Raw genomic sequence first — 13,482 nt, 5'->3', positions numbered from 1 at the left:
TCCATGCGTCGCGAGCGTGGCGCAAGCACCCGGCCGCACAGATGAGGCCGAGCCCTCATTACAGGCTCGCATCCTCTCTGCGCATGAACCGTTTCACACTTTTCCGGTCCGGTCTCAGACCGCGATATTGTCGATCAGGCGCGTGCTGCCGAGCTTTGCCGCCACCAGCATCCGCATCGGGCCGTCCTTCAGCGAGCCGATCGGCGCCAGGGAGGCGGCGTGGCGCACTTCGAGATAATCGAGCACGAAGCCGGCCCTGGTGATCGCCGCGGCGCCGTCAGCCATTGCGGTCGCGGTATCCTCGCCGGCGCGCAGGCGGCCGGCCGTTTGCTTCATCACCCGGTGAAGCTCAGGGGCGGCGCGCCGTTCCTCCGGCGAGAGGTAGACGTTGCGTGACGACATCGCGAGACCGTCGCGCTCGCGCACCGTTTTGGATCCGATCACCTTGACCCCGAGGTCGAGGTCCGCGGCCATCTGAGTGACGACCCGGAGCTGCTGAAAGTCCTTCTCGCCAAAGATCGCGACGTCGGGCCGGACCTGGGTGAACAGCTTGCCGACCACGGTGGCGACGCCGCCGAAGAAATGCGGCCGGAAGCGATCCTCGAGCCCGGCGGTGGCCGGCCCCTCCGGCACGATCCTGGTGGCGAAGCCGTCCGGGTACATCGCCTTCACCTCGGGATGCCAGATCAGGTCGACGCCCTCGGCGGCGAGCTTGGCGACGTCGGCTTTCCAGGTGCGCGGATAGGAGCCGAAATCTTCGGTCGGCGCGAACTGGGTCGGGTTGACGAAGATCGAGACGACGACCCGCTTGGCGCGGCGCTTGGCGAGCCGCACCAGCGACACATGGCCGTCATGGAGCGCTCCCATGGTTGGGACCAGCGCGACGGTTGCCTTCTTGGCGCGCAGCGTGTCGACGGCGCGACGAAGGGCGGGGACGGTACGGACGACGGTGGGATTTCTCGGCATCTGGTCTCGGCTCGTGGGGCAATCCGGGTGGGAACGAATCTGGGCGGGACGGGTTGGCGTTCGGCAGGTCACGCAGCTTACCAAGTCCGAACCACGATCGGCAAACCGGCCGATAAGCCTTACACGATCTCGAACGTGCGCGGATCAAAGCCGCCGATCGACGCAGCAGTCTTGCTTGATCGATTCATCAGCACGGCCGCAATCGATTTCCTGTCGCAGCGATGCATTTCACTTGACCGCAGCGGCGCTCGCTTTGAAGATCATTGCGGGGATTTGAATCATGTTGGTGCAGGCTCGTCAGGGTCAATCCGGCTCCGCACATGTCATCGTGCTGGGCAACGAGAAGGGTGGATCGGGAAAGTCGACCACCGCCCTGCATATCTCCGTCGCGCTGCTGAAGGCCGGGCAACGCGTCGCCAGCATCGATCTCGACTGCCGCCAGCAGAGCTTCACCCGCTACATCAGCAATCGCCAGGCCTGGGCGCGACGCACCGGGCTCGACCTCGAGCTCCCGGCACACCACTGCATCAAGTACGGCGAGACGATGCAGATCGAGGAGAACGAGAACGCGGAATTCCAGCAGTTCATGGCCGCTGTGAGCGCGGTGGAACGCGCCTGCGATTTCATCGTCATCGATACCCCGGGCGCGGACAGCTACCTGATGCGGCTCGCGCATTCGATGGCCGACACTTTGGTGACCCCGATCAACGACAGCTTCCTCGATTTCGACGTGCTCGGCACCGTCGATCCCGCGACCTATGCGGTGACCGGCGAGAGCCATTATGCGGAGATGGTGCGCGACACCAGACGCAAGCGCCGCCAGCTCGATGGCGCCTCGACCGACTGGATCGTGGTGCGCAACCGGCTCTCGATGCTCGGCTCGCGCAACAAGCAGCTGGTGGCCGACGGCTTGAAACAGCTCTCGCTGCGGCTCGGGTTCCGTGCGGTCGACGGCTTTGCCGAGCGGGTGGTCTATCGCGAATTCTTCCCGCGCGGGCTGACGGCGCTCGACGACATCGACGAGGCGACGCTCGGCACCCGCCCGAGCCTCGGTCACGTCACCGCCCGCGAGGAGGTGATGAGCCTGCTGCGCCAGCTCAAGCTGCCGCTCGACGAGCGCGGCCGCCGCAGGGCCGCCAACCGGGCCGAATGGTTCAGCCAGGTCGACAAGCCGCTGGAAGTCGACGACATCATCGGCAGCTAGACCGCCGGGCACTCCTTCTGGCAGGTTCCAGGGCGTCGGGCGTCCAGGAAGTGACTATCGTCACTTCCTGGCCCGTCCAGAAGTACGGTAGTCTTGCGGGGTTTTCGGCCACTCCGTCGCCAATATGCCGGAACAAAGCTGGCCAGATCCGGTTTTCCCAAGCCAGCCGCGTTTCCGCTCCCCGTCGGTTGGTCTTGAGGTATTATCGTGCCGCAGAGCCATGGCGCCAGAAGCGAATGCACAAAGGTTGTGTGCACCGCACAATGAACGTGCTGCGAAGTCCCAACTTTTAGACTTCCTGTCACAGCGCTGTGACATATATTCTCAAAAGGAGGCCGAAGAGTCTCCGGCCAAGAATAGCCCTGAAAAGGCGGGCACCTCGAGGACGTCATGAAGCGTGGAATTCTCGTTCTGCTTTCTCTCTCCGTGGTGATCACGGCGGCCTATTTCACCGCGAGCAAGTGGGCGATCCGTCACGAAACTCTCATGTTCAAGGACCCGACGCGCGATGAGCGGCCGGTCGCGGTCGACGTTGCCGTGCGCTTCGACAAGGAGATGCAGGCCGACGCTGGCATGATCACGCTGCCGGTTGCGATCCTCAATCATGGCAATACCGTCAAATTCACCGAATATTCCTTCCTCGCGAACGTGTTCGCGGCGCGCGGCTATCTGACCATCAGCATTCAGAACGACCTGCCGTCGGACGGACCGATGGTGACCAAGGTCGGTGAGCTCTATGTCGGCCGCCTGCCGCAGTACCAGCGCGGCATCACCAACATCAAGTTCGCGATCGAGGAGATGAAGAAGCGCCAGCCGAACGCGGACTACAGCAAGCTGACGATGGTCGGCCATTCCAATGGCGGCGACATCGCGATGTATTTCGCCAAGCAGTATCCGGACGAGATCAAGAAGGTGGTGACTCTGGACAATCTGCGCGTGCCGTTCATGACCGACGGCAAGTTCAAGATCCTGTCGTTCCGTTCGCATGACTCGCAGTTCAAGCCCGATCCGGGTGTCGTTCCCGATGCCGACGAATGCGAGAAGGCCGGCATCACCGTGGTGAACACCAACTTCCAGCACAACGACATGCGTGACACCGGGCCCGAGAAGGCCAAGGACTCGATCCAGGCCATGCTCGATAAATTCCTCGCCGACACCGACAGCGCTGTCGCGCCGGTCGACACCAGGAATGCGCCGCCGAAGATTCTGGAGCCCGGTCCCGTCTCGCTCTACGTGCCGGTCGAGAAACCTCAGACCTTGACCGATAAGCTCAAGAAGTCGCTCTCGCTGACCAAGACCGAGACGAAGAAGGATCCGTCGGTCACGAATTGACCGGGCGGCCCGCGGTCCAGGCTGGCCGGTCACGTTGACCAATCCACTGCCGCGGCCCACATAGTGTTTGCTGTACGAGGCAAGCGCTGATGGCCGGCAAGACGATCAAACCGACATCCGGAAGCGATGTACGCCCGGCCCATGCGCCTGGCGTGCCGGCATCCAGCGCGAACGACATCGCGGCATTCGTCGCCAAGGCGCGGGCGATGTCGCCGCATCGCGCCGGCGCCCACGGCAGGCTGGTGTTCGCGCTCGACGCCACGATGAGCCGGCAGCCGACATGGGACATGGCGTGCACGCTGCAGGCGGACATGTTCCGCGAGGCCGGCGCGCTCGGCAGTCTCGATATCCGCCTCGTCTATTATCGCGGCTTCAATGAATGCCGTGCGTCGGGCTGGATCTCCGACAGCGCGCAGCTCGCGCGGCTGATGAGCAAGATCGATTGCCAGGGCGGCAACACCCAGATCGGCAAGGTGCTGTCCGAGACGCGTCGCGAAGCGGTCGAGGCAGGGGTGCGCGCCTTGGTGTTCGTCGGCGACGCGATGGAGGAGAGCGCCGACGATCTCTGCGCCAAAGCCGGTGAGCTCGGCCTGCTCAAGGTGCCGGTCTTCATGTTCCAGGAGGGCAGGGATGCGACCGCCGAGCAAACGTTTCGCGAGATCGCGCGACTGACCGGCGGCGCCTGGTGCAGGTTCGATCCCGGCGCGGCCGCCCAGCTCCGCGAATTGCTGCGTGCCGCCGCAGCCTATGCCGCCGGCGGCCGCGAGGCGCTGCTGCAACTGGCGAAGACGACGAGCGGCGCGGCGAAGCTGATCGGCCAGATGAAATAGCGCCGCGTCGCGTCAGGCTCCGCCTGATGCCGGTGAGACGAAGCTTCGCATGCTTTTTGCCGCCGGGCCGCCTATATTCCCGACATGCCAACGCTGATCGCCGGCGTCATCGCCGTTGTCGTCCTTTATTCCGCGCTGCAGATGTTCCGTGCGGCCAATCCCGCCGTGCTTGCGCGCGCGATCAAGATCGGCGGCGGGGTGCTCGCGCTGGCGGTCGCGGCCTTTACCGGTGTGCGGGGCGAACTGGCGGTGGCAATTCCGCTCGGCATTTTCGGCGCCGGACTGCTCGGCTGGTCGCCGTTCGGAAGCACCGGATTTCCCAATCTCGGCGGCATGTTCGGCGGTTCGCGCAGCCAGGGACAAAGCTCGCGGGTGCGCTCGCAATATCTCGATATGACCCTCGATCACGGCAGCGGCGTGCTCAGGGGCCAGATCGTGGCCGGACCGCAGGCCGGCCGCATGCTCGATGAGTTCGACCTGTCGCAGCTATTGGCGATGGTCCCGAGCTTCGACGCCGAGAGCGTCGCGCTACTTGAAAGCTATCTGGACCGCCGCTTTCCCGCCTGGCGTCAGGACGCACAGGGCGACCGGGCACGGGGGCAGGGCCGTGCGGCGTCGGGCGGCAAAATGACGAACGAGGAGGCCTATCAGATCCTTGGCCTGCAGCCGGGAGCGTCGCGCGACGACATCAGCCGGGCTCACCGAACCCTGATGAAGAAACTCCATCCCGACCAGGGGGGCTCGACGTACCTCGCGGCCCGTGTGAACGAGGCCAAGGACACTCTGCTTCGCACGCATCTCTAACTCCGGCTACGCTACCAACGCCACAGCCGAGAGCTGCCTTCCGTTTCTGATTGATGCCCCGTCTGGCCCGCCGCTGTCCGGCGTGGCCGATCGCTCTTTCGGGAAAACTTAACCGTAAAAGCTTGACGAGAAGTTTCAAGGTTGCGCCGCGCTCTGACGGCCGGCCGTTTCCGCGGCGGCAAAAAACAAAACGGCCGGCGCTTGCGGCGCCGGCCCTTCGAAATCAGAAGATGCTGACGATCAGTTTCGAACGGTGATGCAGGAGATCTCGGCGCGCTTCAGCGTCTTGCAGGCCGCCTCGGCCTGATCGCGCTCGAGGCCGGCAAAGCGCGCGCGATAGAGCTTGCGATTGTCCTTGGCGACCACCTCGGTGAACGGATCCGCCTTGCTGAGCAGGCCGCGGGCCGAGCTGCGCGCCAGGTCGATACGCTTGTTGGCCTCGCCCTCGGACTCCAGCGCGCCAACCTGGATGATCCAGCCGGTATGCGCGGCGCCCGACCTTGCTGAGCTGGTCGGTGGAGCGGCCTGCACGCTGCGGGTTGCGGGTTCGATCGACGCCACGGCCTGTGGCGCCGGGGCAGCGGGTGCATGCACGGCCGAGGCCGGTAGCACGCCGAGGATGCCGTTGCCGGTGCCGAAATTGGCCGGCTGCGGCGGCATTTCCGGCCTCGAGGTCTCGGCGGCCCGCGCCATCATCGCATTGGAGGTCTCGGGGACTTCGCCGCGCGAGGGGATCGTGTTGGTGATCGGAGGCGCGGACTGCGCCGGGCCGGCCGCGGCGAGCTTGATCTGGCCGGCCTTGACCTGCACCGTCTTCACCTTGACCGGCTTCATCGGTTCAGCCGAGCCGGGGATCGCGGCGATCGGCTGGGTCTGGATCACGCCTGAGGTCAGCGGCGCCGGCTCGGGCTTGGCCTGCGGCTCCGGCTTGGCCGGAAGCGGCGGCAGCGCGGCGGCGGCCGCCGCCATCAGCGAGGGTTTGCTGGCCGGGCGCGGCGCCTGGATCGCGGCAGCTGCAGCGGCGGGCTCCGATGCCGCGACGGGCGAGGTGTCCGGCGCGCGCGCATTATCCGCGTCGGCGACCTCCACATTGGCATCGGCCGGATTGCGTTCGGTGATAGCGGCGGCAGTGCGGGTGGTCGCGGCCTTCCCGACGTTCTCGGCGAGCAGGTTGCGCATGATGGCGTCACGCGAGCCGCCGCTGCGGCCGCCTAGCACCACGCCGACCAGGAAGCGATTGCCGCGGCGCATCGAGGTCACGAGGTTGAAGCCGGAGGCGCGAGTGTAGCCGGTCTTGATACCGTCGACGCCCTCGACGTTGCCGAGCAGATGGTTGTGGTTGCGGATCGATTGGCCGCGGAAGTTAAACACCGAGGTCGAGAAGTAGCGGTAATAGCGCGGGAAGCGGTCCTGGATCGCGCGGCCGAGGGTCGATTGATCGCGCGCCGTCGTCACCTGCTCATCGTTGGGCAGGCCGGAGGCGTTGCGATAGACGGTCCGGCTCATGCCGAGCGCACGGGCCTTGCGGGTCATCATCCGGGCGAAATCGTCTTCGCTGCCGCCGATCGCCTCGGCGATCACGACCGCGGCGTCATTGGCGGAGCGGGTGACCAGGCCCTTGATGGCGTCTTCGACCTTGATGGTCGAGCCGGGCCGCAGGCCGAGCTTGGTCGGGTCCTGTTCGGAGGCGTGCTCGGACACCGGCATTTCGGTGTCGAGCTTCATCTTTCCGGAATCGAGGCGCTCGAACAGCAGATAGAGCGTCATGATCTTGGTCAGCGAGGCGGGGTGGCGCAGGCCGTCGGGACTGGTGGCGGTGAGCACCGAACCGGTGTTGCCGTCGACGATGATCGACGCGAATTGCGGGCTGTAGCTTTCGCGCGCTTCCTGGCTGTGGTGGTGACGGGCGTAGTGCCGCCGGTGACGGCGCGCCTCGGCGCTATCACTCGTGATCAGGATCGCCGTCGTGACGGTAACGAGCCCAAGAACGCCAACTCGCAGCGCCCGCGAGGAGGCCAAGGTTGTTCGAAGCATCTACTTCCCCGTCCCAATTTCTATCTAGATCACTGGCTCGTGAGGCGAAATTGTGCCCAGCGGCCATCGATCCTTGCCTGCGCAACAAACCACTTCGGGCAGAACCATCGGCCCACGTGGCGGCTCAGGTCGCTCTTCTAGCTAAGGTGTTGTTCATAAATAGCTTTCGAGGCTGTCTGTCGGAAGGCGAACAAAGTCCGGGAATCAGGTTAGGCGGACCGAGTTTCCAAAAGATTAAGCAACCGTTGCGTAGTCCCCCGGGGTTTATCGCAAATGCCGGAGATTCGGGTGTGTGTGTGTGATTGTGCGATGCACAATATTCATTGACTCTATTGTGCGATGCGATATGGCTATCGGCGTCAGGGGGCCGGGAGCTTCCCGGCAATGGGAATTTGCGCCTTCAAGTCTGGGAAAAGGAATTCCATCCATGGTCAAGATCGAAGACATTCAGAACTACGGCAAAGAGCATTTCGAGTCGGTCACCGCGTCGGCCAACAACCTGCAGAGCGGCGTTCAGGCCATCGCCACCGCCTATGGCGACTACGCCAAGAAGTCCTTTGAGGACACCAAGTCGTTCGTCGAGAAGCTGTCGGGCGTGAAGTCGCTCGACAAGGCGCTCGAGGCGCAGACCGAGTACCTGCGCTCGTCCTACGAGACCTTCGTTGCGGAATCGCAGAAGATCGCCGGCCTGTACAGCGACTGCGCCAAGCAGACCTTCAAGCCCTATGAGGGTCTGGTCTCCAAGTTTGCGCCCGCCGCTCAGTAAGCGTTGCCGACCAAGACAAACGAAAAGCCCGGCCGTTTGGCCGGGCTTTTTTGTTGTGCCTGAAGCGGGCGACTATTTGGCCAGCCGCAGCTTGCTGAGGGCGGTTCCGATCGTGTTGAACGTCGTCAGGATCTGGGTCGAGCTGGTCAGCATGAAGAATTTGTCGGGCGTGCTGGCGCAGTTCTTCAGGACGGTCGAGGTCGGATCGGCGGGCGAACTCGTGTTCACCTGGATCGTGTAGATCGTGTACAACGGCGCTCCGTTGGAATCCTTCGCGTTCTGCAGGTTTTGGCACATCAATGCCTGCCTTGCGTCGATCGGATTGCCTGAGGCTTGCGAGCTGCCGTCGCCGTAGTCGGGCCAGCGGTCCTCGGTATTCAGACCGTCGGACAAGAGGATGATGACCCGGTTGTAGGTCGTGTTGGTGTCCTCCGACGGCGCGTTCAGCGGACCACCCACCAGCAGGGACTGCCACGCCCACGCCAAGCCGACCGCCTGGTTGGTACCGCCGGTCGGCTGCATCGCGTTGACCGCCGTCTTGAGCGCGCTCCAGTTGTAGCTCAGCGGAATGATGGGCTCGAGCGGCGTCGAGGCGCTGCTGCTGCAATAGAATGTGCTGTTCTCATAGTACTCGTTGGCCGGGAACAGCGTGGTGACGTCGGACGACGCCGGCAGCACGCCGGTCGCATCGTTCGGCTGGGTGCGGTCCGTGATGCAGCCCGTCCAGTTGCCGATCGGATTGGTGGAGGCTTGCCGCCAGTCGTTCTTCACCGTCGGGGTCTGACTGGTCGAGGTCCACTGGTTGTTGGTCCACCCGACAACGGCGCTGACCCGGGGCTGGCTCGTATTGTCCACCGTGTCGTTGGGGCCCGGCTGCGTCCAGTCGTGGGTATACAGCTTGCCGGTGCACTGATAGACGCCGCCGGTCGTCTTGCAACTGCAGCCGGACACCGCGTTGCCCGTGGAGTCCGTCGGACATGCACACGAGTTCGAGCCGCTGCAGAACACGCCTGTGCCGGCCGCGGTGCTCACCCAGCAGCCATTGTAGCGCGTGTGCGAGTTCGCATCGACGCTGGGGCAAATGTAGCCGGAATAAGTCCCGCTCGAGGGGATATAGTTCGCGTTGGACGTGCTGGTCGGGTTCTTCGTGCAGGTGAAGCCGCCATTGTTGTTGGTCCAGGGGCATCGCGCACTGGGTCCGACCGCGTGCCAGTTCATCGGCAGGCTTGCTTGCATGGTGCCGTTGGCGGGCTGCGTGGTCGGCGGGTTGAGCCAGTCGGTCCAGTCGATCCAGCTCTGGCCGACATTGCTGGTGCCGACATTGACGACCTTGGCGAACGGAATGACGGAGATGTAGACGTCACCGTTGTTCTTGCTCAGCGCGCTGAGCTGGTCGATCAGTCCGCCGGTTCCGGCCACGGCGTTGCGCAGCGCGGTGATCTTGCCGTCCTGCGCCATCGATCCCGTGTTGTCGAGGGCGAGGGCGACGCGCATCTTGACGTTGCCCCAAGTGGTGGTCGTCGAACTCTTGAAACCCAGCGTCGGAAAGCCGGCCAGCTGCATGAAATCGGATTTGATGTGGCCGGATCCGCCGAGCAGGATGGTGGCCGCCGCGCTCGAGGTCGGGGTGGTATAGTTGGCCGTGACGGAAATGCCCTGGCCGTCCTTGTTGGTGTAAAGCGCGGTGAAATAGGTCTGCGCCTTGCTCGGGATCTCCGCAGCCGTGATGTTGCCCATGGTCAGATCCTTGGACAGCATCAGTGCGGTCGAATCGAGCGCCGCCTGCATCGCGGAGCGGGCGTTGTTGGCGCGGGTATAGTCGATCGCGGCTCCCACGAAAGCGAGGAGCGGCAGCATTGCGAAGGTGAAGATCACCGCGACATTGCCGTTATTTGCCCTGGAAAACCGGCGAGCAACCGCGCAGACGCGATCGGAAATGGCTGAACCAAGCATGGCACTCTCGTCGAAATGGATTGCGGTGGCATCTCGACCGGCGCCGCTAAACAGATGGTGAATCGGGCGCCGGAAACCCGGCAGGGCGGCGCGGGGGAGGCTCAAAAGCCGGGCAAAAGCGCTCGCTATCCTCAATGACGTCTAAATTGGTGGCCCGACTCCTTTGTCAAATCGGGCAGAAATGATTAACCTTCCGAAGGTTGCCGTGCCGGGAATCGGACCGGTGGGCCGCGCCGGGTCTGCGCTTGCGGCAGGACCTCGCGAGGCCCATATTCGGGAAGTCGATCCGGCCGCCGGATCGGACCGGGAGCGGCAATCTGGAAAGCATTGCTGGGGGTTCCGCGATCAGTCTTGCGGCAATCGCGACCACCGTCCAATTGCCATCCGGTTTCCCGCCATCCGGCTTCCCTTGGGGAATTCGAACGCCTGAGCCATGTTGCGATCCACGTTGACAGTCCCGATTTCCGAGCCGGTTTCGTCGATGCCGGCGGTGGCCGCCGCGCCGGCGCCGAAAATGAACAATGATGACAACCGCAATGGGACGGGCAACGGCCCGTCGACCTCGGTCATCACCAAGGTCAAGCCGAAGACCAAGCGGCCGAACCTGTACCGCGTCCTGATCCTGAACGACGACTACACGCCGATGGAGTTCGTCGTTCACGTGCTGGAACGATTCTTCAACAAGGACGCCGAGGCGGCGACCAAGATCATGCTGCACGTTCATCATCACGGGATCGGCGAGTGCGGCGTTTTTACCTACGAGATCGCCGAGACCAAGGTGACGCAAGTCATGGACTTCGCGCGCAAGCACCAGCATCCACTGCAGTGCGTGATGGAAAAGAAATAGGTCGCTGGAACGACTGACCCGCCGCGAGGCGCGGAACGGGTCTTGCATCGCGGTTTTTGATGGTGGTGAACGGCGTTCCCGTACGATCACGGGCGTCGCCGCGCGACGCCCCGATGCCCCGAATTTAGAAGAAAACCATCATCGCGGGACCGGTCTTTCGCCACGATCCGTCGTAACTATATCAAAGGCGATCACGAAGGTTGTTATTGCCTGACCCGGTAATGGCGATCATGATGGCAGGGGGCCATAGAGGACGCGAATGCCAACTTTTTCCCAAAGCCTTGAACAGTCGCTGCACCGTGCATTGGCGATCGCAAACGAGCGTCACCATCAATACGCGACGCTCGAACATCTGCTGCTGTCGCTGATCGATGACTCGGATGCGGCGGCTGTGATGCGGGCCTGCAGCGTCGATCTCGACAAGCTCAGGACCAGCCTCGTTAATTATCTCGAGACCGAATTCGAAAACCTGGTGACTGACGGCGCCGATGACGCGAAGCCGACCGCCGGGTTCCAGCGCGTGATCCAGCGCGCGGTGATTCACGTCCAGTCGTCCGGTCGCGAGGAAGTGACCGGCGCCAACGTCCTGATCGCGATCTTCGCCGAGCGCGAGAGCCATGCCGCGTACTTCCTGCAGGAGCAGGACATGACGCGCTACGACGCCGTCAACTACATCAGCCACGGCATCGCCAAGCGGCCCGGCGTGTCCGAGGCGCGGCCGGTGCGCGGCGTCGACGAGGAAACCGAGACCAAGGGCAACGAGGACGCCAAGAAGAAGGGCGAGGCGCTCGAGACCTATTGCGTCAACCTCAACAAGAAGGCGCGCGACGGCAAGATCGATCCGGTGATCGGCCGCAATGCCGAGATCAACCGTGCGATCCAGGTGCTGTGCCGCCGCCAGAAGAACAACCCACTGTTCGTCGGCGAAGCCGGCGTCGGCAAGACCGCGATCGCCGAAGGCCTCGCCAAGCGCATCGTCGACAGCGATGTGCCGGAAGTGCTGGCGGCCGCGACCGTGTTCTCGCTCGACATGGGTACGCTGCTTGCGGGCACCCGCTATCGCGGTGATTTCGAGGAGCGGCTCAAGCAGGTCCTGAAGGAGCTGGAGGCGCATCCGAACGCCATCCTGTTCATCGACGAGATCCACACCGTGATCGGCGCCGGCGCCACCTCCGGCGGCGCGATGGATGCGTCCAATCTGCTGAAGCCTGCGCTGGCTTCGGGCACGATCCGCTGCATGGGCTCGACCACCTACAAGGAATACCGTCAGCACTTCGAGAAGGACCGCGCGCTGGTGCGGCGCTTCCAGAAGATCGACGTCAACGAGCCGACGGTGGAAGACGCAATCGCGATCCTCAAGGGCCTGAAGCCCTATTTCGAGGATTACCATCGGCTGAAATACACCAATGAGGCGATCGAGGCGGCGGTGCAGCTGTCGTCGCGCTACATCCACGACCGCAAGCTGCCCGACAAGGCGATCGACGTGATCGACGAATCCGGCGCGGCGCAGATGCTGGTCGCCGAGAGCAAGCGCAAGAAGACGATCGGCATCAAGGAGATCGAGACCACGATCGCGACCATGGCGCGGATCCCGCCGAAGAGCGTGTCGAAGGACGATGCCGAGGTGCTGAAGCATCTCGAGCAGACCCTGAAGCGCACGGTGTTCGGCCAGGACAAGGCGATCGAGTCGCTGGCGGCGTCGATCAAGCTGGCGCGAGCCGGCCTGCGCGAGCCGGAGAAGCCGATCGGCAGCTATTTGTTCTCGGGTCCGACCGGCGTCGGCAAGACCGAGGTGGCCAAGCAACTGGCGGCGTCGCTCGGTGTCGAGCTGCTGCGCTTCGACATGTCCGAATACATGGAGCGGCACACCGTGTCGCGCCTGATCGGCGCACCTCCCGGCTATGTCGGTTTCGACCAGGGCGGCCTGCTCACCGATGGCGTGGACCAGCATCCGCATTGCGTCGTGCTGCTCGACGAAATCGAGAAGGCGCACCCGGATCTCTACAACGTGCTGCTGCAGATCATGGATCATGGCCGGCTCACCGACCACAACGGCAAGCAGGTCAACTTCCGCAACGTGATCCTGATCATGACCACGAATGCCGGCGCGGCCGATCTTGCGCGGCAGGCCTTCGGCTTCACCCGCTCGAAGCGGGAAGGCGACGATCACGAAGCGATCAATCGCCAGTTCGCGCCGGAGTTTCGCAACCGGCTGGATGCGATCGTCTCCTTCTCGCACCTCAATGCCGAGGTGATCGGCATGGTAGTCGAGAAGTTCGTGCTGCAGCTCGAGGCGCAACTCGCCGACCGCGACGTCACGATCGAGCTGTCCGAGCCTGCAAAGGCCTGGCTGATCGAGCACGGCTATGACGAGCAGATGGGCGCACGTCCGATGGCGCGCATCATCCAGGAGCACATCAAGAAGCCGCTCGCGGATGAGGTGCTGTTCGGTCAGCTCAAGGGCGGCGGACACGTCCGCGTCATCCTGGTCAAGGACGAGGCGACCGCCAAGGACAAGATCGGCTTCGAATATGTCGAGGGCCCGGTCACGCCGAAGCCCGAGAACCTGCCGCCGCGCAAGCGCAAGCCGCCGAAGGGCGGTCCCAACGGCGGCGGAGGCGGCACCAAGGGGCCGGCCTCAAAGGGACCGATGGTCAAGGTCTGAGGCGCGAGCGAACAACCAAACGAAAAGGCCGGCTGAACAGCCGGCCTTTTTGTTTCTGGCGGTGGGAGGCGCGTCTCCGCG

At 63.9% G+C, this 13,482-nt stretch carries 11 protein-coding genes; 7 read left to right on the top strand and 4 right to left on the bottom strand.

Going from position 1 to position 13,482, the window contains the following annotated elements; genetic code table 11:
* Window positions 1-114 precede the first annotated feature (114 nt).
* Window positions 115-966 carry a pantoate--beta-alanine ligase gene (gene panC, locus ACVW1B_RS16115; RefSeq protein WP_028336416.1) on the bottom strand — a complete coding sequence of 284 codons (852 nt, stop codon included), beginning with the start codon at window positions 964-966 and terminating at the stop codon, window positions 115-117.
* Window positions 967-1,246: 280 nt separating this feature from the next.
* On the opposite strand from panC, the gene ACVW1B_RS16110 reads away from it, so the two are divergent.
* The 4 genes from ACVW1B_RS16110 (at window position 1,247) to ACVW1B_RS16095 (ending at window position 5,136) form a co-directional block, all read left to right on the top strand.
* A complete protein-coding gene (locus ACVW1B_RS16110) occupies window positions 1,247-2,170 on the top strand; it encodes a division plane positioning ATPase MipZ (protein WP_456821781.1) in 924 nt (307 codons plus the stop codon).
* A 390-nt stretch (window positions 2,171-2,560) separates the two neighbouring features.
* Entirely contained in the window at window positions 2,561-3,502 is a 942-nt protein-coding gene (locus ACVW1B_RS16105) for an alpha/beta hydrolase (protein WP_050999547.1), read from the top strand.
* Window positions 3,503-3,591: 89 nt separating this feature from the next.
* The gene (locus ACVW1B_RS16100; protein ID WP_168857453.1) at window positions 3,592-4,332 is read left to right on the top strand and encodes a vWA domain-containing protein; all 741 of its coding nucleotides are present in this window, start codon (window positions 3,592-3,594) and stop codon (window positions 4,330-4,332) included.
* A gap of 84 nt (window positions 4,333-4,416) precedes the next feature.
* Window positions 4,417-5,136, top strand: a complete 720-nt coding sequence (locus tag ACVW1B_RS16095) for a DnaJ domain-containing protein (RefSeq protein WP_168857452.1) — start codon at window positions 4,417-4,419, stop codon at window positions 5,134-5,136.
* A 240-nt stretch (window positions 5,137-5,376) separates the two neighbouring features.
* Here ACVW1B_RS16095 and ACVW1B_RS16090 read toward each other — a convergent pair whose 3' ends face one another.
* Window positions 5,377-7,170 carry a serine hydrolase gene (locus tag ACVW1B_RS16090; RefSeq protein WP_456821780.1) on the bottom strand — a complete coding sequence of 598 codons (1,794 nt, stop codon included), beginning with the start codon at window positions 7,168-7,170 and terminating at the stop codon, window positions 5,377-5,379.
* A 427-nt stretch (window positions 7,171-7,597) separates the two neighbouring features.
* On the opposite strand from ACVW1B_RS16090, the gene ACVW1B_RS16085 reads away from it, so the two are divergent.
* On the top strand, window positions 7,598-7,936 hold the full coding sequence (locus tag ACVW1B_RS16085; RefSeq protein ID WP_016844841.1) for a phasin family protein: 339 nt from the start codon (window positions 7,598-7,600) through the stop codon (window positions 7,934-7,936).
* A gap of 72 nt (window positions 7,937-8,008) precedes the next feature.
* On the opposite strand, the gene ACVW1B_RS16080 is transcribed toward ACVW1B_RS16085, so the two are convergent.
* A complete protein-coding gene (locus ACVW1B_RS16080; protein ID WP_456821779.1) occupies window positions 8,009-9,889 on the bottom strand; it encodes a pilus assembly protein TadG-related protein in 1,881 nt (626 codons plus the stop codon).
* Between the two features lie 345 nt (window positions 9,890-10,234).
* A complete protein-coding gene (locus ACVW1B_RS16075; protein ID WP_456821778.1) occupies window positions 10,235-10,411 on the bottom strand; it encodes a hypothetical protein in 177 nt (58 codons plus the stop codon).
* Between ACVW1B_RS16075 and clpS the strand changes: the two genes are divergently transcribed.
* Together clpS and clpA are read left to right on the top strand one after the other, a co-directional pair.
* Window positions 10,404-10,736: an ATP-dependent Clp protease adapter ClpS gene (gene clpS, locus ACVW1B_RS16070; protein WP_038385792.1), complete on the top strand. Its 333-nt coding sequence runs from the start codon at window positions 10,404-10,406 to the stop codon at window positions 10,734-10,736. The genes ACVW1B_RS16075 and clpS overlap by 8 nt on opposite strands.
* 259 nt (window positions 10,737-10,995) lie before the next feature.
* Window positions 10,996-13,401: an ATP-dependent Clp protease ATP-binding subunit ClpA gene (gene clpA / locus ACVW1B_RS16065; RefSeq protein ID WP_076834521.1), complete on the top strand. Its 2,406-nt coding sequence runs from the start codon at window positions 10,996-10,998 to the stop codon at window positions 13,399-13,401.
* Window positions 13,402-13,482: the final 81 nt, after the last annotated feature.

Source organism: Bradyrhizobium sp. USDA 4502, from assembly GCF_054063355.1.
Note: the sequence above shows the minus strand (reverse complement) of the source record. Positions and strands in the feature narration are given on the sequence as shown.